The organism is Brachybacterium paraconglomeratum, from assembly GCF_039541415.1.
GTDB lineage: Bacteria > Actinomycetota > Actinomycetes > Actinomycetales > Dermabacteraceae > Brachybacterium > Brachybacterium paraconglomeratum_A.
In genome coordinates, this window is record NZ_BAABGE010000004.1 from 68,757 (window position 1) to 95,326 (window position 26,570).

Sequence of the window (26,570 nt, forward strand, 5' to 3'; positions counted from 1 at the left end):
CAGCCACCTGCCTCACCAGGCGAAACCCGATGCACGGAGCCGCAGGGCGACCGCGTCCTGCATCGAGGTGGCATAGGTCCACGAGATGTGGTCGGCATCCAGAGACACCGTCACGTTGCCGATCACGGGCCGGCACACGTCCTCCGGACACACCAGGTCGTTGACCTCGAGCGGGTGGACGCCATCGCCCTGCTGGGCGAGGAGCGCGGCATCGGGCCGCTCCGCAGTCAGCGCCTCAGGGATCGGGGGCGCGCAGTCGGGGGAGTCCTCTCCGCGCTCACGGACGCAGTCGGCCTGGTTCAGCGGCATCCGAGGCATATCCCGCACCGCCATCACCTCCGTTCCGGCGCCGGTGAGATCGGAGAGCGTGGCCTCCAGACCGGGGGTGACCACCTCCTTGCGCTCGGGGGTCAGGAAGGTGGAGTGCAGGACGACCGCATCTGGGGAGACCCGCTCGATGTAGGTCCGTGCCGCCTTGCTCCAGTCATCGCACTCGGGAGAGACCTGCGCGTCCGGCGCGTAGACGCAGCCGCCCTTCCACAGCGTGATCAGGGTCCAGCCGTTCTTCTTCGCGAGCGGGATGAGGGAACCGGTGAACTGCTCCATCCGCGAGTTGCCGGTGCTGATCAGGATCGGTGCATCCGGCGCTCCGGGGACCACGGCGCAGTCCTTGGGCAGGGGCTCGACGTCGGGCCGGGGAGCGAGCTCGCCGCTGCAGCCCTCCTCACCTTTGGCCCAGTCCTTGGGGAGCAGGGCCGCAGACGGCAGCGGTGCGGCAGCGGGGTTGGCGTCGGGGTGCACGGTGAACTCAGGGTCCAGCACCCGGGCCCCCGGATTGTCGGCCACGGCGCGGGCCTGCGCCTCACGCTGGCCTGCCAGCAGCTGCTGCTGAGCCCCGATCACGGGTGTGAGTGCCAGGGCCAGGCAGGTCAGCGCCACGGCGCAGGCCCGCCAGGGCTGGGCGTTCGCCCATCGCCAGCGCCGCACCGGTGTGTCGACCAGGCGGGTCAGCAGCCAGGCAAGGACCAGGGCGAGCAGGATCAGCACCAGGCCATCGAGCACCCCGGCGCGCACCTTCCCGGTCCACGCGAGGTAGAGGATCAGCAACGGCCAGTGGACGAGGTAGAGCCCATAGGAGATGTCCCCCAGCACCACCGCGGGGCGGGTGGAGAGCACACGGTCCACGCTCAGCGGATGCCCGGTGGTACCCGCGATCAGCACCAGCGCCGCTGCCGCGAGCGGCCAGGCGGCGATCCAGCCGGGGAAGGCACCCTGGACGTCGATCAGCAGACCGCAGGAGACCAGACCGATGATTCCCACCCAGGCCATGACCACCCGGACGGGCTGGGGGAACGACGAGGCCGACCAGGCCCCGGGGCGGGCGGCCCGGCGTCGTCCTCGGCGCACGCGGCGCGAGGCCTGCCTCTCCGCCCGCTGCTCCCACCACGGCAGGGCGAGACCCAGCAGGGAGCCGGCGGCGAACTCCCACAACCGGGTGAAGGTGTCGAAGTAGGCGACCTCCTGCTGGGTCGCGGTCGAGACCACTGACCAGGCGAAGGAGGCCACCAGCACCACGCCGAAGAGGATCCCGAGCACTCCTCGGGCGTGGAGGCGCAGCCGACGTGCCAGGAGCACCGCGACAGCGATCAGCAGCGGCCAGACGAGGAACACCTGCCCCTGGATCGACAGGGACCAGAAGTGCTGGAAGGCGGAGAGTCCGGCCTCCTCCGCGGCGTAGTAGTCCACGCCCCGGCTGATCAGCACCCAGTTCTCCACGTGCAGGAGGGAGCCGATCGCATCGGTGATCGAGGTCATCCAGCGCTCGGGAGGCAGCAGCAGGCGGACCCCGGCGAGGGTCGCGAGGACCACCACCGCGGTGGGCGGCAGGAGCCGCTTGAAGGTGCGCCCCCAGTACGCGATCGGCGCCGTCGGGCGCCCGGCGTCCACGCGGCGCAGGAAGGTCCCCACCAGCAGGAAGGAGGAGAGGAAGAGGAAGACGTCGACGCCGCCGGAGACTCGGTCGAACCAGATGTGGTAGAGCACCACGAGACCGATCGCGAGGCCGCGCAGGCCGTGGAGCTCGGGGCGGAAGCGGCCCGCGCCGGTGGTGGACGCGGCGGGGGTGGCGCCGGCGGTGGGGGCACCGACGGGGTGAGGTGCAGAGGTCACGAGGGGGAGGGGCTCCTTCAGCCGCGCAGGAACGCCGCGCAGGCCCCCTGCAGCAGCAGCGGGTCGGCGGTTGCGCACATCTCGCGGGCGGAGTGCATGGACAGCAGCGTGATGCCCACGTCGATCGTGGTCATCCCCAGCCGGGTCGCGGTGATCGGTCCGATCGTCGAGCCGCACGGCATCGCGTTGTTCGAGACGAAGTGCTGGTAGGGCACCCCGGCGCGCTCGCAGGCCGCGGCGAAGGCGGCGATGCCCACCGCGTCGGTCGCGTAGCGCTGCTGGGCGTTGTTCTTGAGCATCGGTCCGCCGCCGAGCCGCGGCCGGGTCACCGGGTCATGCCGCTCCGGGTAGTTCGGGTGGGCGGCGTGGCCGGCATCGGCCGAGAGCACCATCGAGGAGGCCAGCACCTGGCGTCGGCTCGATTCGTTCCCGCCGAGCGCGGCGTGGACGCGCACCAGCACGTCCTCGAGGAAGGGGCCGGCAGCGCCGGAACGCGAGGCGGAGCCCACCTCCTCATGGTCGTTGGCGACCAGCAGAGCGATCGGTGCCGGGCCGGTCGCGGTCTCCGAGCGGGTGCCGGCGGCGACGGCGATCAGCGCCTCCACCTCAGCGTGCACCGAGGTGAGGTTGTCCAGCCGACCCGAGGCGAGGAACTCCTCGTCGGCGCCGAACAGTGCCGGTGCCTGCGCATCGACCGTCACCACGTCCATGCCCACGATGTCGCGGCGGGCCACCCCCGCATGGTGGGCGAGGATCTCCATCACGTCGGTCGGGGCGATGCCGATGATCGGCTGCATGTGACGCTGCGGGTCCAGCTGCAGGCCGTCCTTGTTCACGGCCCGGTCCAGGTGCACCGCGAGCTGCGGGACGCGCAGCAGGCCCGGGGTGTCCACCAGCACGGTGCTGCCGTCGGCCAGTGCGAGCTGACCGGCCATCCGCAGCTCGCGGTCCAGCCACGAGTTCAGCAGCGGGCCACCGTAGATCTCGACGCCCACCTGGGCGAAGGTCTCGGCGCCGAGCTGCGGGTTGGGCTTGAGCTTCAGGGCGGGGGAGTCGGTGTGGGAGCCGACGATCCGGAAGGGGCTGGCTTCCCCCGCACCCTCGGGCGCTGACCAGGCGATGAGCGAGCCATCCCGCAGCACATAGCGGTCCCCGGCGACATCCGCCGCATCCCAGGCGCGGGTCTCCACCAGCTCGGTGAAGCCCGCGGCCTCGAGACGGCGGGCCCCCTCGCGTGCGGCGTGGAAGCTCGACGGGGCAGCAGTGACGAAGGCACCGAGATCAAGAGCAGTGGCGCGGGCACGGGACGAGGGAGCGGCGGCGGAGAAAGAAGTCACCCGCTCATTGAACCATCGGTGCCGCGGCAGAGGCGGATGGTGCCGCTCACTCGATGAGGGTGAACTTCGCCAGATCCGGCCCCCAGACGCCCCAGATCTGCTTTCCATTCGGTGCCCAGCAGAACTCCTGATTGTTGTACCAGCCGTTGGGAACATCGGCATGGAGCAGATGACCGGTCCCGCCCGCTGCGCTCGGGAGCTCCCGGATGTCGAAGGCCCAGTGCACCCAGGAGAAGACCCGACCGCGGGACTGCCCGAACTCCCCGTAGCCGCCGAGTTCACCACGGTGGACGATGCTCTCTGTGGCGAGGTCGTAGATGAGCCACGCACCGTTCGGGCGCCGGCCCATCAGATAGAGCTGCCCGTCCTGGTGGATGACGCCCTCGTACGCCTGCCAGCTCGGATCGAGCTCCCGCCGCCACAGCACCTCGCGGGTGTTCAGGTCCACGGCCGCAACGTCTCCGGCAGGTTTGCTGGGGCCACTGTTGCCATCTCCCCAGGTGTCCCCGACGAGATAGGCGACGTCGCCGGCGACCGTGATGTCCATCGGTCGCTGGCCGGGCAGGATATCGACATGGACGTCGAACTCACCGGTGGCGAGATCGACATAGGTCAGCGCTCCGGAATAGGCCCCGTTGCTCGCCCCGGTGGCGATGAGCAGCTGATGCCGCGCCTCGTCGTAATGCATCTCCTTGACGCGCATCTGACCGTGCCCGATGGTTCCGAGCACGGTGGGCTCAAAGGTCCGGGGGTGGTAGGCGACGATCTTCGTGCTCGGATAGATGCCGGCATAGACCGTGCCGTCAGAGCCCTGCACCATGGCCTTGGGCTCACCGGGCGCATAGAAGCTCTGCGAGGTCTGCTCCTCCAGGTGATGCACCGTCATCGAGTAGTGGCCGCCCACCCAGAGCCGCTGCCCGCGTTTGTGCAGCAGCATGCTCTGCACCTCGTCGGCGTAGGCGAAGTCTGTGGCGGTGAGGCTGAAGACCTCCGCATCGTCCATGGTGCTGACGGTCCAGACGTCACCCACTCCGCTGACGCCGACGAAGCGGCCGTCGTCGGTGAGGTCCAGCAGGATGTTCTCGACGTCGTCGTGCGGGCGGGCGATCTGGGTCAGTGAGTCGGCCTCCACTCGATAGATGTTGGTGGTGAGCCGGGCGAGGGCGTACACGGTGCCATCGGGCGCGACCGTCAGCTTGTCGATGTAACGGTCCTCAGAGGGGATCGGACGGGCTACTCGATCCGATCCGTCGCTGCGGATCGAGATCAGATCGCGGCCGCTGGCGATGTACAGCAGGTCGCCGGACTTCACCATGGACAGGATGCCGACCGGGGAGTCGCTGAGGAACGAGGTGAGATCCACCGGATCTCCGCCGCCTTCCTTGGGCCACCGCTGCAGCTTGCCGGGGCTTGCGGAGCCGCCGTAGACGTACTCATCGTCCGCGACGACTGCGGTGGCGTATTGCGAGTCCGAGGGCCGGCCGTAGGTCTCCACCTGGGCATCGCTGACCCGGATACGGCGCACCATGCAGTCCGGATAGGTGCCGAGATAGAGGAAGCCTTCGTGATATCGAAGGTCATAGGCCCACATCGTGGAGCCGCCGACGTGGGCCCACTCGATGGCCTCGCGGGTTGTCGGATCGTAGCGCCAGATCGATCCGTGGCCCGCGGCACCGATGTAGATATAGCTGCCGTCATGGGCCAGTCGCTGCCCGGAGGCCCCGCCGAGATCCAGATCCGTGATCGACACCGTCTCCCCGGTATCGAGGTCCACCTCAGCCAGTCGGAGCAGGTCGGCGACGGGGTGCCGGGAGGTGACGAACAGGCGATCGTCCATCAGGGTGGCGCCCCGGATCGCGGCGGTGAAGGCGGCGCTGCCGAAGCGCTCCACCGGCAGGGTGCGCACCTGCTCGATCGCAGCATCATCGAACCAGGCGGTGCCTTGGTTGGACTGCGGGAGTACAGCAGGAGCGTGGCGTGGGTCGCCTCCTCCGGAGCGGCCCCGCTCAGCATGACGGAATGCCAGGTACCCAGCTGGAGGGTCTCCTGGAAGGTGCTGAAGATCCTGGTGCCGGCCTCGTCCCAGAACTCCAGGTAGACCGAGGTGCGCCCGGTCTCCACGAACACCTGCACCGAGCCTTCATAGGTCGTGCCCGCAGCGATCGGGAGGCGGGCGCTGCGCAGACCGATCGAGGTGGTGGTTCGATCTGCGATGCGGACCGACTGGCTGCCGCCGTGCACCACGTCCTGAGCGGAGCGGATATGTTCCTGTGAGGCGGTGTTGAACGGCTCCCATCCAGTGGGCCACGCGTCGGCGACCTCTTCGAAGCCCGGGTTCAGGAGGTCGCCTGCGGCGGCAGCGCGGGGGAGCGGGAGCACTCCGGTCCAACCTCCCGCGGCGGCCGCCAGGCCGAGCCCGAGCGCTCCGCCCATCACCGCCCGTCGGCTGAGTCCTGCTGATCGTGCCGCTGCGCCGTCGTGGTGAAGCATCGTTGCTCCCCTTCATCGAGATGGGCAGATAGAAAGCGTTTGCTCATCCCGATGCTAGTGGCGTGGATCACTGCGGTCAAGGGTCGTCGACCAGGAGTCGGGAGCGCCGGGATGGGGTGGAAGGAGCACCGAGTCCCACGCGTGGGACTTCTGATCAGGAGGTCATCGAACCATCGGTGCCGCGGCAGGGAAGCATGCGCAGCAGCTTCGCGTCACCCACCTGGAGGACCACCTCGGCGGCGCCGGTCTCGGAGATCTCGTTGAGCCCGGTGTAGGTGGCGGACTTGCCGTGGATCTCCTGGGGGCCGAAGTCCAGGGCGTACTCGACGTGCAGCTCCTCGGCGGCGTCGCACACCTCGGGATTCGTGCGCGCGTCATCGAGCTCGGCGTTGAGGAGATGCACGTCAGGCTCCGCCTGGAAGCTCATGTAGGTGTTGAGCACCTGCCGATCGGAGATCGCATAGGCGAGAGAACTGCCATTCCAGGCGTTGGTCGCGATCACCGCGTCCTCGGGGACGATCTCGGGCAGTTGCTCGAGCAGCTCCCGCTCGTCGGCGCTGAGCAGCCCGCTGGTGCGCCACATCGATTCGAAGTAGCCCTGGTTCACGCGGGAGCCGGGGGAGAACATCCCCAGCGCCAGCACCAGCACGGCGACGATGGCTGCGGCCACCTGCCCGGGTGTCCCGGCGAGTGCCGGGCGGCGCTCGCCGGCCCAGCGCTGCAGGCTCTCGATGCCGAGGGCGAGCACCGGAATGGCGGCGACGGCAATGATCGCGGTGACCCGGTTGTTGTCTGTGTACCAGTTGCCGAACAGGAGATAGCGGAGATCGCCGACCGGAGTGCTGCGCGTGAGCAGCGACATCACGGCGGCGGCGAGCCAGGGTGCCAGCAGCCAGCGGGAACGGGACAGGAGCAGCACGGCCGCCGCGCAGCCCAGCATCACCACGCCCAGCGGGATGAAGGTCGGAGTGGCATTGGGGGCCAGCGAGAACGCCTGCCCGATCGCCTCCTTCAGCGAGGCGTTCGGCTTCCAGACGGCGGAGCTCTGCACGGGTCGGAACTGGACCCACACCACCGCGGAGCCGGCCAGTGCGACGAGGGTGAGCACGGCGAGCGGCCAGAGGCGGTGCCCGGGCACCCGAGATGCGGAGAAGCGCTCGTACGCGCGGGAGATCGTGCCCCAGACCAGGATCGGCAGCCCCAGCACCATGCCGGCGAAGACACCCTGGGGATGGGCGAGGGCCACCGCCGCGCACACGGCGGGCAGCAGCACGACGAGCTGGAATCCGCTCAGCCGCTGCGCGGAGCGCGGCGCGAGACCCGCGAGGTGGCAGATCCCGATCACCAGCAGTGGCATCAGGGTCATGCAGAGGAAGTACGGCAGCACGTGGCCCCAGTACATGAGGGCCACGGGGAAGGCACCGGTCACCCCGGCCAGCAGGCCAGCCGCCATCCATCCGACAGGCCCGGCGGTGGTACAGGTGCGCATCAGGGCCATCAGGCCTGCTGGCCACAGCACCGTGGCTAGCAGCAGCATCACGACATTGGTCGCCAGGGGGATCCCCTGGCCGGCAATCTGTTCGACGAGGCTGACCGTCTGATGCCAGGCCGCGGGGTAAAAGGTCTCCTCGCCCGGCAGCGTGGTCATCCCGCCGACCACCCAGGCGGAGGCATCTTCGAGGCGCAGGATGTGTCGCACCGCGTTGAGGTGGAACACATTGTCATAGGACTGGTTGATCGAGTGGATGCCGCCCATCATCGGCAGCACCTGCGCCAACAGGCTGCCACCGCCGAGCACCAGGCCGGCCACGAGAGCACCCGTACGACCGCGTGCAGTGGACAGGATGCCCGTCACAGGAGCTGCAGGAGCAGTGCCGAGGGCAGTCTCACCGGTGTCGTCCTCTGGTCTGTCGGCCGACGCGCGTCGGCGGCCCGGCAACCACAGAGCGGCGCTCAGGAGCAGTCCCAGCAGCAGCGGGGAGACGAGGGTCCAGGGGATCCCGAGCAGGTGGCCGACTTCGGCTGCGACCGCGTTGACCAGCAGCGAGAGCGGGACGACCGCCACGATCGCGGTCAGCGGACGCAGCCGCAGTGCGAGCACCGACGGCAGCCCGGGCGCGCCGAGCGCCAGCAGGGCTGCGCCGAGAGTCGCGAGGATCCTGAGGGTGTCCACGCGGGGTGCACCTGCTTCCTGCTCGAGCGGGCGCAAGCGCCCAGGGTCGGGCACATCGTAGCGGCCGCAGCGCCCCCGAAGCCTGGACGGCGGCGCGCGAGGCTCAGACCTCGGCGGACTCCAGCTCGCGGGTCACGACGGGCGCGAGCGACTCCTCGACGAAGAGCCTGGTCAGATGGTTGTCGTCCATGTACACGTAGGTGTCGCCGAGCACTGGTGCACAGCGTCCGTCGGGGCAGATCTGCGGTGTGAGATCGAGCAGGGTCACTGCGGCATCCGGGCCCTCGAGGGCCGCGAGCGGAGCGGCAGGGTTCTCGGGGGCGAGCTTGTCCTCGACATCGGCGCCGCAGGCGTCGTCGGCGTCGGCCGGGGTGTCGCCGCGATCGATCACCGCCTCCGCGCACTGGTACTGATCCTGCTCCCAGCGCGGGGTGTCGCGGACGGCGATCACCTCGATGCCACGGTCCAGGAGCGTCTGCACCGCGACGTCGGTGCCCTCGGGGAGTGATTCGGAGGGCGCATCGGGAGCAGCTTCGGTGACCGTGGTCATCACCATCTCGGGCTGGACCGCGTCGAGGTACTTCAGCACGTACTCGTCGTAGCCGTCGCAGTAGGCCCAGCGCTCGGTGCCGGCGAGATAACCGCAGCCGTCCATCGTCAGGTTCACGACCTGAGCGCCCCGGGCCTGAGCGAGCGGGAGCACGGCGGGGATGAACTGGCGGGAGTGCGAGCTTCCCACCACCACGATCGTCTCCGTCGCCTCCGCATCGCCCGGCAGCAGCTGCTGGCAGTTCACATGCCGGAATCCTTGCTCGGGAGCCCACGGGCCGCCGCAGCGCTCGGGCAGGTCCGGCCACTGCTGTCCGAGCTGCCAGCCGTAGGGCTGCACATCCGGCGGGGCGACGGTGGCGACCTCGTCGGTCGCGAGGCTGGGTCCCTCGGCCACCGGAGGCTGAGGCTGCTCGCGGTGCAGGAACATCCACCACCCGCCGGCTGCGCCCGCCACCAGGGCGAAGCTCAGCGCGATCGCGGTCAGTGCGCGCCAGGGCTTCGCCTCGAGCCAGCGGGAACGGCGCACCGGAGCGTCCACCGCCCGGGTCACCAGCCAGGCCAGCACCATGGATCCGGTCAGCACCACCAGCCCGTCCAGGAGTCCGGCGCGCTCCTGCCCGCTGTGGTGCAGCCAGATCACCAGGATCGGCCAGTGCACGAGGTACAGCGCGTAGGAGATATCGCCGATGAAGGCGGCGGGACGGGTGGACAGCACCGCATCCACGCCCCAGCGGCGGCCCGAGTGCCCGGCGACCACCACAGCGCCGGCTGCGGCCAGCGGCCAGATCGCGATCCAGCCCGGGAACATCGAGGAGACGTCCAGCAGGACACCGCAGGCCAGCAGCGCCGCCACGCCCGCCCAACCGGTCAGCGCACGCAGGGTCCGATGGCGGGGCGCCTGCCCCTCCTCCGGCCGACGCGCCCCGGTGAGCCGATCCAGCACCGGCAGCGCGAGGGCCAGCAGCGAACCAGCGGCGAACTCCCACAACCGTGCCGCAGTGTCGAAATAGGCGATCTGCTGCTGGCTCTGAGTGGAGGTGATCGACCAGGTCAGCGACGCGGCACCGATCAGCGAGATGATCACGATCAGCGGCCGGCGCACTGGCTTCCCGGCGCGGGCCCTCCGCGCCACCAGCAGGAACAGCAGCGGCCAGACCACGAAGGCCTGCCCCTGCACGCTGAGGGACCAGAAGTGCTGCAGCGGCGACGCGGCGCCGGCGTCGCGGGCGTGATAGTCCACCTGCAGCAGCACCAGCAGCAGGTTCTGCAGGTACGCCGCGGAGGCCACAGCCTCCTGCATGATCGTCTGCCACATCGATGCGGGGAGGAACGCCGCGGTCGCTGCGAGGACCAGCAGGATCGTCACCGCCGACGGCGGCAGCAGCCGCTTGAAGGTGTGCAGCCAGTAGCGGGGCACGCCGAGCGGGCGGCCGTTCTCCAGCCGGCGGAGGAAGGTGCCGGTGAGGAAGAAGGCCGAGAGGAACAGGAAGACGTCCACACCGCCGGAGACCCGACCGAGCCAGATGTGGTAGATCGCGACCAGTCCCAGCGCGACGGCGCGCAGGCCGTGCAGCTCACGCCGGAAAGCGGGGCGGGAGTCGGAGGAGCCGGCGGGCGCGGGCTCCTCCACGGCGCCTTCGCCGGGGCCGACGGCGGAGGGCTGCGAGTTGCGGGATCGGCTCGCCTCGCCGCGCGGGCGCCAGGTCCCGGAGACGGAATCGCTCGTGGACCAGGCGTCCTCCGCCTCCCGCTCGGCCTGCAGCTCGGCCGGGCCCTGCACCCAGTCCCCGAGGGAGGAGGTCACCGTGGGCAGCGGGCCCGCGGTCCACGCGGAGAGGTCCGAACGGGGCAGAGATGCGGCAGGCTGTTCGGATTCGGATTCGGATTCGGATTCGGATTCGGGTCCCGGCTCCGGCAGCAGCTCCGGCTCGGACTCCGACACCAGCTCCGGCTCGAGGCTGGGTTCCTGGGTCCAGGCGTCGAGGGCCGCTGGGGGCGACTCCTCCTGATCGGAGGCGGGCTGCTCCCAGGGGCTGGGATCGGGTGTGTGCCGCTCGCCAGGGCGGGAGTGCGGTGGATCGTTGGGCGAGCTGATCGCGATCCCCTTCCACACGGCCGACGGCCACGACTGCCGCGGACAGGTGTCTTCCCGATTCCGGTGCTGCGGAGGATCCTAGTGGATCCGGCCGGACGTGATCACGGGACAGCTCCGATCACGGGACAGCACTGTCGCGGGTCAGCTCCGAGGAGTCCGCGAACCCCGTGCTCGCAGCACGAGCACCACCACCGCAGTCGTTGCCAGCAGCAGGGCACCGATGACTTCGACCACCGCGGTGGCGGGGGCCAGCCATTCCCCCTCGGGCGCCGTTCCGCTCAGCATCTGGAACATGAAGAGGCGCACCAGCACGCTGCTGACCACCTGCGCGGCCATATAGGCGATGAATCCTGCCCACAGGATCCGTCGCGACGTCCCGGCGGTGACCGCGAACAGCAGTCCCATGAAGAGGACGAGCAGTGTGGCCAGCAGGCCGCGGGCAGCGGCGTGCAGCGCGAAGATCGCCTGCAGGAGGCCCCAGTCGAGGGCTATCCAGCTGGAGATCACGCTCTGCATCGGCGCTGCCACAGCCAGAAGCAGCGCCGTGACCAGCAGCATCACGGCGAGCGGTACCGGACCCATCGGAATCCGGACCGTCCGTTCTGCCCGCTGCGGGCGCATCAGCAGCAGCAGTCCGAGCACGCCGATGAGGAGGGTGAACAGGACTGTGCCGCCAGTGTTGACCAGGGTGCCGATCAGGTTGCGCAGGCCATACCCGACAGCGTCGTCACCGCCCACCCCGATCAGCTGCAGCAGCACCGACAGCAACTGGCCCGCGGGCATCAGCAGACCGGAGAGCGTCAGCAGACCGAGCATGAGCAGCGGCAGGCGGGAGACGCGCCGTGCGTCGACGCGGGCCATGCTGGAGGCGGCGAGCAGCCACAGCACTGAAGCGACGAAGGCCAGGTTGGCCGCGAGCAGGATCAGGTAGTACCCCTGGACCAGGTACGGCATGGACTCGACCAGGCCCTGCAGGGCCAGGAGCACCAGCTCGATCACATGGAGGAGGATCACCGCCGCAGCGAGCACGGTGACGGCGAGGGCGGGTCGGCGCAGGGTCGCCGCCCGCTCGGGGCCGACGGGCGAGGCCGGTGGGGTGGGAGCCGACGGAGTGGGAGCCGACGGGGTGGGAGCCGTCGGCGAGGGCGGAGCAGGCGGGGGCTGGGTCATCTCAGATGTCCTGAAAGGAGGAGGCGGAGTGCGGCCGATCCTAGAGCGCCGATGGCGCGAGAAACGGCCGACTCCGAAAGCTGCGCCGGAGACGGGTGCTGTGTGGGGGCGTGGGATCATGAGGTGGTGACCGCTTCCAGTGCCGACCCGACCGCCGCATCGATCCCTGCCCCGGCGGATTCCGCCCCGCCCGCTCCCATCGACAGCGGATTCGAGATCACCGCCCGTCATGGGCAGAAGGCGCGCGCCGGGGTGCTCACCACCCCGCATGGTCAGATCCAGACCCCGGCCTTCATCCCGGTGGGCACCAAGGCCACGGTCAAGGCGGTGCTGCCGGAGTCGATGCGCGACCTCGGGGCGCAGGCGCTGCTCGCCAACGCCTATCACCTCTACCTCCAGCCCGGCCATGACCTGGTCGACGAAGCCGGCGGCCTCGGCGCGTTCATGAACTGGCCCGGCCCCACCTATACCGACTCCGGCGGCTTCCAGGTGATGAGCTTGGGTGCCGGTTTCAAGAAGGTGCTCTCGAGCGAGTTCTCCGGCGGTGAGAAGGCGCGTACCTCCTCGGGGGAGGACGACGCGGTGGCCGAGGGCAAGGAGCGGCTGGCCCACGTCGATGATGACGGGGTCACCTTCCGCTCCTTCATCAACGGCGACGAGCATCGCTTCACCCCCGAGATCTCGATGCAGATCCAGCACGGGCTGGGCGCGGACATCATGTTCGCCTTCGACGAGCTGACCACCCTGATGAACTCCCGCGGTTACCAGGAGCAGGCGCTCGAGCGCACCCGGCTCTGGGCGCTCCGCTGCCTGGCCGAGCACGCCCGCCTCACCGATGAGCGCACCCATCGTCCCTACCAGCAGCTGTGGGGCGTGATCCAGGGCGCCCAGTACGAGGATCTGCGCCGCCAGGCCTCCCGTGATCTGGGGGCGATGGACGTGGAGGGCTGGTCCTTCGACGGCTTCGGCATCGGTGGGGCGCTCGAGAAGGAGAACCTCGGCACCATCGTCGGCTGGGTGACCGACGAGCTGCCCGAGGCGAAGCCGCGCCACCTGCTGGGCATCAGCGAGGTCGATGACCTCTTCGTCGCGATCGCCGCAGGGGCCGACACCTTCGACTGCGTCTCCCCGTCCCGGGTGGCTCGCAACAGTGCCGTCTACACCGCCACCGGCCGCGTGAACCTCACCGGGGCGAAGTACCGCCGCCAGTTCTCTCCGATCGACGAGGGCTGCGACTGCTACACCTGCACCCACTACACGGCGGCGTACGTCCATCACCTGTTCCGGGCCAAGGAGATGCTCTCCTCGACCCTGTGCACGATCCACAACGAGCGCTTCGTGGTGCGACTGGTGGATCGGATCCGCGCCTCCCTCCTCTCCGGCGACTTCGACGCCCTGCGGGAGGAGACCACCGGCGCCTACTACGGCTCTCCGCGATGAGCGGGCGGACGATGGGCGGGCGATGAGCGGGCGGACGACGGGCGGGCGATGAACAAGATCTCGCCGTGGGCCCCGCGGTCCGAGGACCCCGATGCTCAGGAGCATTCGGAACCAGGGGACCGCGAGCTCGACCTGCCCGGCCCCCTGCCGACCGACGGCATGGGCGCCGAGGAGGACGCCACGATCGACCTCACGACGGCTCTCGGGTTCGCTGTGGTGATGCTCGCCGCGGCGGGGATCTGCACGCTGCTCGGAGGGCATTTCCTGGTGGGCGCGCTGCGTCTTGCAGCGGGCATCCTTGCCGGCCTCGGGATCGGGGCGGTCGTGCTCGCCCTGATCGGTGCCCGTCTTCGCTCACGACCGCGGGCGCTGCTCGCGGGCGCCACGGCTCTGGTCGTGATGCTCGCCCTGACCATCCCGGCCGTGCTCGCGACCCGGCTGGATCCGCTCTCGGAGCACGCCGCAGCGGCCATTGATGCTCTGGAGCAGGGCGACACCGTGCACTCCCTGCCGGAGCCCGGCACGCCCGTCCTGGTGCGCCGCGCGGACGGCGGCGCCCAGCTGCTGGACGGGAACGGTGCCCGCAGTCTCGAGGCGCTCCCCGAGGATGTGCTCGCGCTCTCCGCCGACGGCACCCGGCTGATCCGTGCCACCGGAGCGGCCACCGAGGTGCTCCTGCTCGGCCCCACCTCCTCCACCGCGGACGGTGACCATCCCTCCCAGACCTTCGCGGGCACCCCGCTCGCCCTCGCCGGTGACCTGCTCGTGATGCGCCACTGTGCGGACGGACTCTGCCGGATCAGCGGCTACGACCTCACCGACCCTGAGGCGGCTCTGTGGACCCTCCTCGATGCCGAACAGACCCGCGGCGTCGATCCGCTCGGTGTGGAGGTGCCGGCGCGGCGCGGCGCACTCTCCGGTGCCCAGCCTGATGCTGAGGCCGGCGCCCAGCCCGATGCTCAGGCCGGCGCTCAGCCTGGAGCGCAGCCTGGTCTGCTGGACGCCGTCCGGGCGACGGGGGTGCTCCCGGCGGTGCCGCTGCGCTTCGACCCTGCCCAGGGCTGGGTTCAGCTCGACCCCGCCACCGGCTTCCCCGTCGGCCGCATCCTGGCGGGCCCCGAGGAGGACTGCCGCATCGCTGCGACCGGGCCGACGCCGCATCCGCAGGACCCGCTGCGCGAGGTGCCGCTGGTGCTCACCGTCTGCTCGGCCGAGGACGGTGCGCTCACCGCGACCGCCCATCAGAGCGGCGAGCCGCTCTGGGAATCCGCGGCATCCCCCGCCGGCGACTGGTCGGCGCGGATCGACCAGGGGAGGGTGCTCGCCACAGGCATCGAGGCAGGGGCCGAGACTGCCGGTGAGATCGTCGCCTCCGAGCAGCGTGCGCAGTGGACCGCGCCCGGCGCCGACGGAGTGGCCGAGGCCGAGAAGTTCACGGCCCGGATCGGGATCGACGGCCGGGTGATGGTCGTCGCGAACGCCTCCGGCCAACTGGTGGCCTATGAGACCGCTGCCGGCGCGAACCTCTGGACCCTGCCGCTCTCGTCCCCGGACGCGACGGTGCGAGGGAGCTTCATGGCCGGTACCGCAGTGGTGCTGGATCCGGTGGTGCGGGAGTCGCCGCTGGACCCGCGCGGAGCGCAGCGGCTGCGAGTGATCGATACGGCGAGCGGAGAGCTCACCGCGGAAGCGGTCGTCGACGACGGCATCGGCGCCGTGCACCCTCTCGGCGGGGGCAGGGCGCTGGTCACCGTGGACGGGAAGAGCCTGCTGCTCGGACCCTGAGCCTGCAGGATCCGGCAGCCTCAGGCGGAGAGCTTCTTCGCCGCGGTGCTGTGGACGAAGTACGAGCCGAGCGCGATGATCGCGACCATGAGGAGCGCGCGCAGGGCGTCGACCACTGCGGAGATGCGGTAGCCGGTGCCCGACAGCTCGCCGGTGCCGGAATCCGCCATGCCGGTCGCGAGCAGGAGGATAGCCACGATGATGGAGACGATCCAGTACAGCGCGACGGAGACCGGGATCGTGACCGCGACCATGATCCCGCCGGTCCGTGCCCTGCCCCGGCCCATCACGGCGGCCATGACGGCGAGCACCAGCATGGCCAGGCTCAGTACCAGATTGGCGAGGAACAGCACGATCGCGGCGAGCCCCGTCCCGACTCCGAGCGCACCCATCTCACCGCTGGTGCTGCTGGAGGCGAGCTCATCCGCCCCGATGAAGGAGGCCAGGTTCATCCCGAGCCGGACCAGCAGCAGCAGGGCCGACCCGATCAGCAGGATCAGGCCCAACAGCTTCACCCGCCGCCAGTTGACCCCGTCGCCCAGTCCGTACTGCGAGCCGGTGCCCATGGCGCCATGGCCTGCGCTGCCCGGATAGCCGCCCGGCAACGGGGCGGGGGAGGGGTGCCCCCACTGCGGCTGCTGCGCAGGCGATGGGGGCTGGCCGTTCTGTCCCCACTGCGGCTGCTGCCCCTGCTGCCCGAACTCTGGTCCGTACCCCTGGGTCATGCGTCTCCCTGTGCTGCGTCGGAGCATCGCCGAGCGGCGACCTCTCTGTGGTGGGCACCAGCGTATCGACAGGTTCCACGCACAGGTGACGCTGTGGATGAGCAGCATGCGAGACGCCCCGGACCTCAGGGAGGTCCGGGGCGTCGGTCAGGCGCGGAGCGGGAGCGGTCAGGCGTTCTGCTTGGCCCAGCGACGCGACATCAGAGCGCCGACGAGCAGGATCGCGAAGACGATCAGCACGCGGATGATCTCAGCGACCAGGTACACCAGCGACATCACACCGACCATGGAGATGTCGGTCGAGCTCATGAGGACCGCGAAGAGGATCCCGTACAGGATCCAGTACGTGATCACGGAGAGGACCACCGTGGCGATGAGGATGATCGCGCCCGTCCTCCCGCGGCCGGAGGCCTTGACGATCACCATCACGGCCAGGACCAGCAGCGCCAGAGTGGCCAGGCCGTTCACCAGCAGGAGCAGGATGCCGAGGAGGCCACCCGCCCCGACGAGCCCTTCCGAGCCGGCGGCTCCGCCGGCGAACTGGACGGCGAAGACGATCACATTGCCGATCAGGCGCACCGCGATCACGGCGAGAGTCGCGTAGAACATCCACTGGATCAGCTTCGCGACCGTCGAGGCCGGACCGGTGGAGCCGACGGGGCCGGTGGCCCCGACAGCACCGGGATAGCCCGCGCCCGGGTAGCCGCCCGGCGCGGCGGCGGGGGAGGCTTGACCCCACTGCGGCTGCGAGGGCGAGCCTGAGGGCGACCCGAACTGCGGGGCACTCTGCGGCGCGGCCTGCGGTGCGTGCTGCGGGGAGGGCTGTCCCCACTGGGGCTGAGCAGGCGGAGCCTGCTCGGGCGACCCCCACTGTGGCTGCTGGGGCTGCGGTGCGGGCGGCGGATTCTGCCCATCCTGACCCCACTGCGGCTGCTGCCCCTGCTGTCCGTGGTCCGGCCCGTACCCCTGAGTCATGCGTCTCCCTCGATGCTGCGTCGTCGCGACGTCACGACGACGCCCCTGCCAGGCTATCGGTCGCTGGAACGGGGGAGGTGTCGAAAAGATGACAGGGAGGTCGCGGAGTGGTGGCGATCTCAGGCAGGCACGGGCGCCAGGCGGAACCGGAAGCGCTCCTCCCGAGCGGAGAGCACGTACTGGGGCAGCGGCAACGGGCCGCACGCCGCCGAGCCCACCCCGTGCAGCGCCGCCGAGAGCGTCACCCAGGTGCGGCCGTCGGGACGCAGGGCCCCGTCGTGCGCCCGAGCATCGAGCTCGGCCGTGGACCAGGGACGCACAGCGAGCCCGAGTCCCTCCGGTGCGTGCAGCTCGAGCCCCTGCAGGTTGCCGCTGAGCGACGCACGGACCACACCTGCCCGGTTGCCGTTCTCCTGCGGGAACACGTACGGCACCTGCAGATCTGCGACGGAAGACTCCCAGCGGCCGAAGGTGGTGCCGCCGCCGGTGTCCGGATAGGACTCGTGCGGGCCGTAGCCCTCGTACTCCACCTGGTCGGGGGCCGACGGCAGGGCGAAGCTCCAGCCGATCCGCGGCAGCGGCAGATCGCCCGGCCAGAAGGCGGAGGGGGTGACTGTCACGTCCACGTCGATGCCGTCGGTATCGCCGCGCCAGTGCTCGGTGACGTCGGCTCCGAGCGCCGAGCCGTCGAGCCCGATCCGGCTGCGCACCAGCAGGGTGGCGCCGTCGGCCGGATCCGGGGAGATCTCGACCAGGCGGCGCCGTGCGACATCGAGCCCGATCCGCTTCCACCGGGCCTCGAGCGGAGCGCGAGTGCGAGCGCGTTCGTTGTCCACCGGGGCGCGATACAGGTCCACTCCCGCCTGCTCGATCTCCAGCTCGCCGAGCGCCATCAGTCGGCCCAGGTCGTCGAAGCGGGCCGGGCCCAGCGTCCAGGAGCCGTCCGCGGCCTGCTGCGGAGTGACTGCAGGGGAGGTTGACGAGGTGGCCGCAGCATGCGGTCGCTCGGCGTCCTCGCGCAGACGTTCGGCATCCACATGATCCGCGCTGACGATCAGGTGTCCGGCCGGGACCGGGCCCTGCGCCGCGCGGGTGGTGAGCCGCACCGTGGAGCTCGCCCCGGAGTGCTCCGGGAGCGGCACGTCGGCGCTCTCACCGGGCGCGATCTGCGGCAGCTCGAGCTCCTGCCAGCTCGCCTGGGCATCCAGCGATACCTCGGCGCGCAGGGGTGAGAGATCCGAGAAGGCATACCGATTGGTGATCCGCACGCTCCCGGGGGAGACCTCGAGGCCGACGGGGGAGTAGTGGTGCTTGGCATCGAGCAGGGCCGGGGAGGGAGTGCGATCAGGCAGCACCAGCCCGTCGGCCACGAAGTTCGAATCGTGCAGGCGCTCGCCGAAGTCGCCGCCGTAGCCGTAGATCTCATTGCCTTCGGCGTCGGTGGTGCTCAGGCCATGATCGATCCACTCCCAGATGAAGCCGCCGTGCAGCGCCGGGTAGCGCTCGGTGAGCTCCATGTACTCCTTGAGCGAGCCCGCGCCGTTGCCCATCGCATGGGCGTACTCGATCCACAGGAACGGCTTCGTGAGTGCTGGCGGGTTCGCGAAATGGCCGTCTGGGACGTCCAGCGCGAAGCTCCGCAGCATCGAAGTGAGCTTGTCCTGGTACTCGGCGGACAGCTCCCGCTGCCCGATCTGCTCGGACTCCTCAATGGAGGAATACATCAGCGAGAACACGTCCACGTATTCCGCGGCATAGTCCTGCTCGTAGATCACCGGACGGGTCGCGTCGGTCTCCCGCACCGCCGCGACCATCGCCTCGGTGACCGGACCGCTGGCCGCTTCATTGCCGATCGACCACATGATGATCGAGGCGTGATTGCGGTCGCGGCGCACGAAGCGCTCCGAGCGCTCCACCAGGGACTCCTCGAACAGCGGGTTCTGGGCCGGGCCCTCGGCCGCGCCGGTGCCATCCTCGCCCCAGGTGGAATCGGCATGGAAGCCATGGGTCTCGAAGTCGCCCTCGCAGATGACGTACAGCCCCGCCTCATCGCACACCTCGAGGAACCGCTGGTGCGGCGGGTAGTGGGACGTGCGCACGGCGTTGAGGTTGTGCTGCTTCATCAGCGCCACGTCCAGGTCCTGGTTCTCCAGCTGCTGGGCGCGGCCGACGAGCGGATCCGCCTCGTGGCGGTTCACGCCGCGGAACACGATCCGCTCACCGTTGATCCGGAAGATCTCCCCATCCACCTCGATGCGGCGGAAGCCGACGCGCAGGCAGATGGTCTCAGCGGGGGTGCGCACGGTGGCGTCGTAGAGGTGAGGGTCCTCGGCGGACCACGGCCACACCTTCCCGAGGGAGAGGGGATCCACGCCCGTGGAGGCCGAGTACTTGAGCGCGGGGATCTCGAGGCTCGCCACGACCTCCTGGCCGTCCGCGTCGTAGGCGGTCGCGCTCAGGGATCCCATCCCGGTCTCCGGATCGAAGTCCGCGACGGTGACCAGGTCATGGATCCCGCCGACCGGTCGCAGCAGCAGATCCACGCTGCGGAAGATGCCCGAGGCCCACCACATGTCCTGGTCCTCGACATAGGTGTTCACCGACCACTGCACCACACGGACTTCCAGCAGGTGTTCGCGGTGCTCGCCCGCGGCTCCGCCCGTGCCCGATGCGGAGGAGAGGGCCTCGGTGACGTCGAACTCCTGGGTGAGGCGCGAGCCAGCGGTCACGCCGATCTCCACGCCGTCGATCCAGACCTTCGCCGCGGAGTCCACGCCCTGGAAGCGCAGCAGGATCCGCGCGCCGGCGGCCAGCTGCTCGGCCCAGTCCGCCGGGACGGAGAGGGTGCGGGAGTAGTGACCCGTGGGGTTCTCGTCCGGCACATGCGGGATCTCCCGCGGGATCGGGTAGATGACGTTGGTGTACTGCGGGGCGCCGTGGCCCTGCAGCTGCCACAGACCCGGCACCTCGATCTCGGTGGGCTCACCGAGATCCGAGCCGTCCGCCCGGGTGCCGTAGCGGAAATCCCAGGTCCCGTCGAGGTTCAGCTCCGGAGCGTCGGAGTGCAGATGGGCGCGGCCGCGCAGACGGTTCCGGCCGGCCGGCAGCTCCTCCCACCAGATGTCAGTGCTGGCGGAGTTGTCGGCGCGGACGGGGCTGGCGGAGCGGACGGCGCCTGCGGGGCTGGTGGGACCGGCTGCGGAAGGCTGCGGGGTGCTCATCGGTGAGGCGTCTCCTGGTCTCGAGGCCGGTCAGAGGGGTGGCGGACCGGGTTCGTGAACGTTCACGAGGCAGTGTATCCGGATCCTCCCGCCCCCGGGGAGCCCCGCCCCAGATCTCCCGCCCCGGAGGGCGCCGCCCACCAGAACTCTGTCTCTTGCGGGCTTTGAACGGCCTATAGCCGTTCAAACCTCACCACAGACAAGGTTCTGGTGGGCTGAGTGGGCTGAACGGGACGGGTGGGCTGAACGGGACGGGTGGCTTGAACGGGACAGATGAGTCGGTGCGCGTCGAGTACCCAGGCAGGACGTCACCGCAGAGGGACCGCAGTGGAGCGATGCACCTTCAGCTCGGTGGACAGTCGTACTCGGCGTCTCGGTCCGGTGTGGCCGTCGATCCGCTCCAGCAGCATCCGCGCGCCGCGCTCACCCATGTCCTGCGGGGAGTTCGAGACGACGCTGACTCCGAGGGCGTCGGCGAACTCCAGATCGTCGAAGGTGAGCAGGGAGAAAGTCGCCGCCACGTCCGCACTGGCACGGAGCGCGCCGACGGCCATCCGGTTGTTCGTGGTGAACACCGCAGTGGGAGGGGAGGGCAGGGCGAGCAGCGTGCGCAGGGCCGCCTCCGCCCCGTCGGCATCCGTGGCATCGGTGATGAACAGGTCCTCATCGATGGCCACATCGGCTTCGGAGAAGGCGCGACGCACCCCGGAGATCCGCTCTCGGTGCGTGGGCAGCGCCCCCGAATCGCCGATCACTCCGATGCGACGGTGCCCCTGGGCGAGGAGGTGATCGATCCCGGCACGCGCTCCGCCGATGTTGTCGAAGAGCACCTCGTCGACCTCGAGATCCCGGGCAGGGCGGTCGAGGAAGACCATTGGGAGCTCCTGCGATGACACGCCGGACAGCTGGGGGTGAGAGCGGCGGGAGGAGATGACGAGCAGCCCGGCGACGCGCCGCTCGAGGAAGCCGTCGATGATGCGGGACTCCATCTCGGCGTCCTCGTCGCTGAAGCCCAGGAACAGTAGCAGTCCCCGTTCGGAGAGGAGCTTGGCGGCGGCTAGGGCGATCCCCGAGTAGAACGGATTCGCGGCATCGGCGATCACCATGCCCACCACGTTCGAGGAGCTGTGGGAGCGCAGATCCCGCGCCAGCAGATTCCGGCGATAGCCCAGTGCGGCGGCGGCATCCTTCACCCGCTGCGAGGTGCGCGGGGCGACGTGGATCTCGTCGTTCAGCGCTCGCGAGGCGGTCTTGATGCTCACTCCGGCAGCCTCGGCCACCTGGCGCAGAGTGGGGAGGTCCCGGCTCGGCTGTGCGTGCGGCATGCTGCCTCCTTGTCCTGCGGTATCGGCTGGCAGGCAGGTGCCAGTCCGACATCGTTGTCAATATGTTAGCCATGCGCTCCGGATCCGCTGGCTGACTGGAGTACTGTCCGATGCAGCGACGCTCGCTCCGGAGGCTGAAACTCCTGCTCAGAGCGCGCAGTCAGGGAATGTTCAAAGGAGAACCCATGCGACGCAGAAACTTCCTCTACCTCACGGGCGGCACGCTCGCCGCCGTCGGCCTCGCCGCCTGCGGTGGATCCGACGGATCCGGCAGTTCGGGCGGCGGTGACGGCGACGGAAAGTCCGTCGAGGTGTTCACCTGGTGGGCGGCCGGCTCGGAGAAGGCCGGACTCGACGCCCTCGTGGAGGTGTTCGCCGAGCAGTATCCCGACATCGAGTTCATCAACGGTGCGGTCGCCGGCGGCGCGGGCTCCGCGGCCAAGGACATGCTGCAGTCCCGCCTGCAGGCCGGCGATCCGCCGGACACCTTCCAAGCCCATGCCGGCGCCGAGCTCAACGACTACATCGACGCCGGCCAGATCGTCGACATCTCTGATGTCTACGACGAGCTGGGACTGCGCGAAGCCTTCCCGGAATCCCTCCTCGAACGCCTCACCGCCGATGGTGCGATCTACTCGGTGCCCTCGAACATCCACCGCTCGAACGTGGTGTGGGGATCCACCGCCGCGCTCACCGAGGCCGGGATCGATCCCGCCACGCCGCCGGCCTCGATGGACGAGTTCCTCGCGCAGCTGGACACCCTCGCCGCCGCCGGCGTGACCCCGCTGTCTGTCGGCGCGGCCTGGACCCAGGTGAACCTGCTCGAAGCGATCCTCATGGCCGATCTGGGTGCCGCCGCCTACAACGGCCTGTTCGACGGCTCCACCGGCTGGGACTCCGCAGAGGTCACCACCGCGCTCGAGCACTTCGAGAAGATGATGAGCCACACCAACACCGACCGTGATGGTCTGGACTGGCCCGACGCCACCCAGCAGCTGATCGACGGAACTGCCGCCTACAACGTGATGGGTGACTGGGCGGTCGCCGCCTTCGACGAGGCAGGCCTCGCCCCGCAGGACGGCTATGTCTACTTCGAGCTGCCGGGAGCCGACAAGGTCTTCGGCTTCCTCGCCGACTCGTTCACGCTTCCCGAGGGCGCACCGAACCCGGAGGGCACCCGGGCCTGGCTGGACACCATCTCCTCGCCCGACGGGCAGCTGGCCTTCAACCTCGCCAAGGGCTCGATCCCGGCCCGCACCGACGTGGACACCGCCGAGTTCCCGGAGTACCAGCAGACTGCTCTGACCTCCTTCGCGGAGGACGAGATCTGCTCGTCCATCGCCCACGGCGCGGCCACCTCCGTCGGCTGGCTGAACGCCATCTCGGATGCGACCAGCCAGTTCACGGCCGGCGCCACGGATCTGGCTGCCTACCAGCAGGCCCTGGCGGATATCGCCACCGAGAACCAGGCCTGATCTCTCCCCGCACCGCCGGTCCCGCGCTCACCCGCGGTCCCGGCGGTGCTCCCCGTCTCTTCCTCTGCAGAGGTCTTCGTGTCTGGAAAGCTGCGCCGATTCGGCCCGCCCCTCCTTCTCATCTCCCCGTCGCTGCTCCTCATCGGCGTGTTCATCTACGGCCTGATGGGCCAGAACCTGTGGATGTCCATGACGGACAACCACTCCGCCGCACAGGCCAACGGCCGCAAGCCGATCAGCTTCGTGGGCCTGGAGAACTACATCGAGCTGTTCGGCACCGAGGCGTTCCGCCACTCCATGGCGAACCTGCTGCTGTTCACCGCCGCCTTCCTGATCGGCGCGATGGTGATGGGCTTCCTCTGGGCCTGGCTGCTGGAGCGACCGCTGCCCGGCGGACGCTTCTTCCAGACCGTCTACCTCTTCCCGATGGCGATCTCCTTCGTCGCCTCGGGTGTGGTGTGGCGCTGGCTGCTGAACTCGAACCAGGGGGACAAAGCCTCCGGCCTGAACCGTCTCTTCCAGATGGTGGGCCTGGACTTCCTGCAGAACCCCTGGTGGAACAACATCACCTTCGGCATCCTCGCGATCGCCCTGCCGGCCATCTGGCAGCTCTCCGGGTATGTGATGGCGCTGTTCCTGGCGGGCTTCCGCGGCGTCCCCGATGAGCTCCGGGAAGCCGCGCGGATGGACGGGGCGACCGAGCTGCAGATGTACCGGCTCGTGATCTTCCCGCAGCTGACCCCGGTCGTGATGAGCGCCCTGGTGATCATCGCGCACATGTCGCTGAAGTCCTTCGACCTGATCATGTCCATCTCGAAGCCGGCGAACTACCAGACCAAGGTGCCGGCCGTGGACATGTTCCTGTTCAAGTCCAGCTACGACTACGCCAACTCCGCCGCTGTGGGAACGATCCTGCTCGCGGTGGTGGCCGTGCTGATCGTGCCCTACCTGATCAACCAGTACCGGGAGTCCCGTCGATGACCGCCGCCGCGCACCTCTCCACCCCCTCCGGTGCTCCCGGGCCCGGTGCGACGACTGATGCCACCCCCACCGCGGGGGGACGGCGTCGGCGTCAGAAGTACTCCCTCGCCCGTACTCTGCGCTATCTGCTGCTGCTGATCGGGCTCCTGTTCGTGATGATCCCGGTGTACGTCCTGTTCATCACCAGCTTCAAGGGCGTGGGCGATGCGACCCCGTCCCGCGCCTGGCTGCTGCCCGCCGGCTGGACCCTGGACAACTGGAAAGCGGCCTGGGACCAGCTCGCCCCGGCGATCGGGCGGTCGGTGGCGATGGTGGTCCCCTCCACGATCATCTCCGCGGTCCTGGGCTGCCTGAACGGCTTCGTGCTCTCCCGCTGGCGGTTCCCCGGGGCGGACATCGTCTTCACCCTGATCCTGTTCGGCATGTTCCTGCCCTACCAGGCGGTGATGATCCCGCTGCTCGAGCTGATGCTCGCCGTGCAGGTCCCCAACGGGATCCCCTCGCTGATCGTGCTCCACGTGGTGTTCGGCATCCCCATCTGCACCCTGATCTTCCGCAACTACTTCGAGACCGTGCCCGAGGAGCTCATGGAGGCCTCGCGGGTCGACGGCGCCGGCATGCTGCGCACCTTCTGGTCCGTGGCGCTGCCGATCGCCGTGCCCGGCTTCGCCGTGGTGCTGATCTGGCAGTTCACCAACGCCTGGAACGACTTCCTGTTCGCGGTCTTCTTCTCGAGCGCGGCCAACGGTCCGGTCACCCTCGCGCTGAACAACCTCGCCAACGGGGCGCTGCTGACCAACTACGGCGTCTCGATGGCCGGCGCGCTGCTGGCCTCCCTGCCCACCCTGCTGGTCTACATCCTGCTGTCGCGCTACTTCCTCGCCGGGCTGATGTCCGGCTCCGTGAAGGGCTGAGCCGCCCTCATGCGGCGAGGCCCTCAGGACGCGACTGCTGGCGACGCTAGACTCTCCCCTCGTGACCACGACTGAGCCGAACCGGTGGACCGACCGCCACAGCGACGCCGTGTCCGCGCGCAAGGAAACGTACGAGCAGCTGCGCCGGGCCAGCACCTGGCGGCTGCTCGCCGCCACCAAGGCGCCTGCGGTCCTGGCGATCCTGCAGTCCACCTTTCCCTCCGGGGATCGTCGGCTCCCGCGCAGCGAGCTGATCGCCCGCGTCGGCGCTCATCTCTCGCTCCTCCACGATGAGCAGGAAGACGAGGGGCCGGAGGGGTCGGAGCTCGAGGACGTCGCAGGCGAGACCCGCGGCGGCCGCACCGCCGCGGAGTATGTGGACGGCTGGGTGCGCGAGGGATACCTGACCCGCCGTGATGATCCGCAGCGCACGGAGACCACCTTCGAGCCGTCTCCGGCGACGATCGACGCGATCCAGTTCATCGCCTCCCTCGAGGAGCACCGGCCCACCACCACCGAGTCCCGCCTGCAGCTCGTGGTCCAGCAGTTCGAGCGCCTCGCCCAGGAGACCGAGACCGACCGGGATGTGCGCTTGTCCGATCTCCAGCGTCGCCGCGAACGGATCGAGGCCGAGATCCGCGACCTCGCCGAGGGTGAGCTGATGCTGCCCAGCCCCGAGGCCTCGGGCGACCGGCTGCGCGACATCCTGCAGATCGCCGGGGAGCTCTCCGGTGACTTCCTCCAGTACCGGGAGGATCTGCGCGCCGTCGACCTGCGGCTGCGCGAGCAGATCCTCTCCCCGGAGGGCTCACGCGGAGAGATCCTCGAGCAGCTCCTGGCCGGTGACGACCTGCTCGGCCAGTCCTCGGTGGGACGTACCTTCACCGCCTTCTTCCGGATGCTCAACGACCCGGCCCAGACCCGCACCACGCAGGAGCTGGTGGACCGGCTGCTCGAGCGCGACTTCGCCCGCTCGCTGGCACGGGATGAGCGCGAGAAGCTCGCCAACGTCTTCAGCGACCTCTACGACCCCGCGCAGGAGGTGCTGGACGTCAAGACGGAGCTGTACCGCTCCCTCGCCCGCTTCGTGCGCTCGCAGGACTTCCGCCAGCACCGGGTGATGCTCGAGGCGCTCCAGGAGGCGCAGGGGATCGCCCTCGCGCAGAAGGACGAGGTGCCCACCCGCACCCCCTTCCCGCTCGAGCTGGACCTCTCGCGGGTGCTGATGAACTCCGTCTCCCAGCACCGCCTCAAGGACCCCACCGACCCCGGCGCCCCCGCAGAGGCCGAGGTGCACGACGCCACCTCGCTCAGCATCGAGGTGCTCGCAGATCTGGTGCGCACCAACGACATCGACATCGTGGGCCTCACCGGTGACATCAATGAGGTGCGCGGCGTCAGCGGCCAGGCATCGATCGGCGACATCCTGCGCGCGAAGCCTGCCGGGCAGGGACTCGCCAGCGTGATCGGGCTGATGTTCCTGGCCACCCAGCATGCCCAGGAGCGCGAGGGCTCCACCGAGGTCGTCAGCTGGCGCGAGCTGGACGGGAACGACTACGCCGCGAAGGTGCCGGAGTTCTACTTCCTGGGCGATGTCCCGGTGGAGTGACCCGGGCTGGTCCCCCGGCCGGCCGAGCGCCCTTCCTGCGCTCGTCGCGCCCCATGCTGCGCGCGTCGTCGGGTGCTTCCCGCGCACGTCGGGCCCATCCCCTCTGAACTGTCGCAGAGTGGCCTGGCGGGCGA

The 26,570-nt window shown here is 69.7% G+C and carries 17 protein-coding genes; 6 read left to right on the forward strand and 11 right to left on the reverse strand.

Going from position 1 to position 26,570, the window contains the following annotated elements; all coding sequences use genetic code 11:
- Window positions 1-12: 12 nt before the first annotated feature.
- The 7 genes from ABD893_RS04890 to ABD893_RS04920 all read right to left on the reverse strand — a co-directional run bounded on the left by ABD893_RS04890 (window position 13) and on the right by ABD893_RS04920 (window position 11,986).
- Complete coding sequence (locus ABD893_RS04890; RefSeq protein ID WP_345076430.1) at window positions 13-2,169, reverse strand: acyltransferase family protein; 2,157 nt, start codon at window positions 2,167-2,169, stop codon at window positions 13-15.
- Window positions 2,170-2,186: 17 nt separating this feature from the next.
- On the reverse strand, window positions 2,187-3,506 hold the full coding sequence (locus tag ABD893_RS04895) for a M18 family aminopeptidase (protein ID WP_345076431.1): 1,320 nt from the start codon (window positions 3,504-3,506) through the stop codon (window positions 2,187-2,189).
- 46 nt (window positions 3,507-3,552) lie between these two features.
- The gene (locus tag ABD893_RS04900) at window positions 3,553-5,412 is read right to left on the reverse strand and encodes an NHL repeat-containing protein (protein ID WP_345076432.1); all 1,860 of its coding nucleotides are present in this window, start codon (window positions 5,410-5,412) and stop codon (window positions 3,553-3,555) included.
- On the reverse strand, window positions 5,343-5,996 hold the full coding sequence (locus ABD893_RS04905; RefSeq protein ID WP_345076433.1) for a hypothetical protein: 654 nt from the start codon (window positions 5,994-5,996) through the stop codon (window positions 5,343-5,345). Before ABD893_RS04905 ends, ABD893_RS04900 begins: the two co-directional genes overlap by 70 nt.
- A 154-nt stretch (window positions 5,997-6,150) precedes the next feature.
- Window positions 6,151-8,169, reverse strand: coding sequence for a DUF6541 family protein (locus ABD893_RS04910; RefSeq protein WP_345076434.1), 2,019 nt, complete (start codon window positions 8,167-8,169; stop codon window positions 6,151-6,153).
- Between the two features lie 103 nt (window positions 8,170-8,272).
- A complete protein-coding gene (locus ABD893_RS04915) occupies window positions 8,273-10,834 on the reverse strand; it encodes an acyltransferase family protein (protein ID WP_345076435.1) in 2,562 nt (853 codons plus the stop codon).
- 123 nt (window positions 10,835-10,957) lie between these two features.
- The gene (locus ABD893_RS04920) at window positions 10,958-11,986 is read right to left on the reverse strand and encodes a hypothetical protein (RefSeq protein ID WP_345076436.1); all 1,029 of its coding nucleotides are present in this window, start codon (window positions 11,984-11,986) and stop codon (window positions 10,958-10,960) included.
- A gap of 126 nt (window positions 11,987-12,112) precedes the next feature.
- Between ABD893_RS04920 and tgt the strand changes: the two genes are divergently transcribed.
- Both tgt and ABD893_RS04930 read left to right on the forward strand, forming a co-directional pair.
- Window positions 12,113-13,426, forward strand: coding sequence for a tRNA guanosine(34) transglycosylase Tgt (gene tgt, locus ABD893_RS04925; RefSeq protein WP_425548342.1), 1,314 nt, complete (start codon window positions 12,113-12,115; stop codon window positions 13,424-13,426).
- Window positions 13,427-13,474: 48 nt separating this feature from the next.
- The gene (locus ABD893_RS04930; protein ID WP_345076437.1) at window positions 13,475-15,211 is read left to right on the forward strand and encodes an outer membrane protein assembly factor BamB family protein; all 1,737 of its coding nucleotides are present in this window, start codon (window positions 13,475-13,477) and stop codon (window positions 15,209-15,211) included.
- Between the two features lie 20 nt (window positions 15,212-15,231).
- Here the strand turns inward: ABD893_RS04930 and ABD893_RS04935 are convergent, their stop codons facing one another.
- The 4 genes from ABD893_RS04935 to ABD893_RS04950 form a co-directional block, all read right to left on the reverse strand.
- Window positions 15,232-15,936: a hypothetical protein gene (locus ABD893_RS04935; RefSeq protein ID WP_345076438.1), complete on the reverse strand. Its 705-nt coding sequence runs from the start codon at window positions 15,934-15,936 to the stop codon at window positions 15,232-15,234.
- Window positions 15,937-16,104: 168 nt separating this feature from the next.
- A complete protein-coding gene (locus ABD893_RS04940) occupies window positions 16,105-16,911 on the reverse strand; it encodes a hypothetical protein (protein WP_345076439.1) in 807 nt (268 codons plus the stop codon).
- Between the two features lie 119 nt (window positions 16,912-17,030).
- Window positions 17,031-20,132, reverse strand: a complete 3,102-nt coding sequence (locus ABD893_RS04945) for a glycoside hydrolase family 2 TIM barrel-domain containing protein (protein ID WP_345076440.1) — start codon at window positions 20,130-20,132, stop codon at window positions 17,031-17,033.
- 308 nt (window positions 20,133-20,440) lie between these two features.
- Window positions 20,441-21,457: a LacI family DNA-binding transcriptional regulator gene (locus tag ABD893_RS04950; protein WP_345076441.1), complete on the reverse strand. Its 1,017-nt coding sequence runs from the start codon at window positions 21,455-21,457 to the stop codon at window positions 20,441-20,443.
- A gap of 185 nt (window positions 21,458-21,642) precedes the next feature.
- Here ABD893_RS04950 and ABD893_RS04955 point away from each other — a divergent pair, with 185 nt between their 5' ends.
- From ABD893_RS04955 to ABD893_RS04970, 4 genes are all read left to right on the forward strand, one after another.
- Window positions 21,643-22,932, forward strand: coding sequence for an ABC transporter substrate-binding protein (locus tag ABD893_RS04955; protein ID WP_345076442.1), 1,290 nt, complete (start codon window positions 21,643-21,645; stop codon window positions 22,930-22,932).
- Window positions 22,933-23,010: 78 nt separating this feature from the next.
- Window positions 23,011-23,913 carry a carbohydrate ABC transporter permease gene (locus ABD893_RS04960; RefSeq protein ID WP_345076443.1) on the forward strand — a complete coding sequence of 301 codons (903 nt, stop codon included), beginning with the start codon at window positions 23,011-23,013 and terminating at the stop codon, window positions 23,911-23,913.
- Entirely contained in the window at window positions 23,910-24,827 is a 918-nt protein-coding gene (locus ABD893_RS04965) for a carbohydrate ABC transporter permease (RefSeq protein ID WP_345076444.1), read from the forward strand. Before ABD893_RS04960 ends, ABD893_RS04965 begins: the two co-directional genes overlap by 4 nt.
- Before the next feature lie 61 nt (window positions 24,828-24,888).
- A complete protein-coding gene (locus ABD893_RS04970; protein WP_345076445.1) occupies window positions 24,889-26,436 on the forward strand; it encodes a DUF3375 domain-containing protein in 1,548 nt (515 codons plus the stop codon).
- Window positions 26,437-26,570 lie beyond the last annotated feature (134 nt).

Bases quoted from the DNA above. Each gene is read 5' to 3' on its own strand.
- ABD893_RS04950 (WP_345076441.1), bottom strand. From the start codon at position 21,457: ATGCCGCACGCACAGCCGAGCCGGGACCTCCCCACTCTGCGCCAGGTG.
- ABD893_RS04940 (WP_345076439.1), bottom strand. From the start codon at position 16,911: ATGACTCAGGGGTACGGGCCGGACCACGGACAGCAGGGGCAGCAGCCG.
- ABD893_RS04965 (WP_345076444.1), top strand. From the start codon at position 23,910: ATGACCGCCGCCGCGCACCTCTCCACCCCCTCCGGTGCTCCCGGGCCC.
- ABD893_RS04935 (WP_345076438.1), bottom strand. From the start codon at position 15,936: ATGACCCAGGGGTACGGACCAGAGTTCGGGCAGCAGGGGCAGCAGCCG.
- ABD893_RS04920 (WP_345076436.1), bottom strand. From the start codon at position 11,986: ATGACCCAGCCCCCGCCTGCTCCGCCCTCGCCGACGGCTCCCACCCCG.
- ABD893_RS04905 (WP_345076433.1), bottom strand. From the start codon at position 5,996: ATGCTTCACCACGACGGCGCAGCGGCACGATCAGCAGGACTCAGCCGA.
- ABD893_RS04930 (WP_345076437.1), top strand. From the start codon at position 13,475: ATGAACAAGATCTCGCCGTGGGCCCCGCGGTCCGAGGACCCCGATGCT.
- ABD893_RS04955 (WP_345076442.1), top strand. From the start codon at position 21,643: ATGCGACGCAGAAACTTCCTCTACCTCACGGGCGGCACGCTCGCCGCC.
- ABD893_RS04945 (WP_345076440.1), bottom strand. From the start codon at position 20,132: ATGAGCACCCCGCAGCCTTCCGCAGCCGGTCCCACCAGCCCCGCAGGC.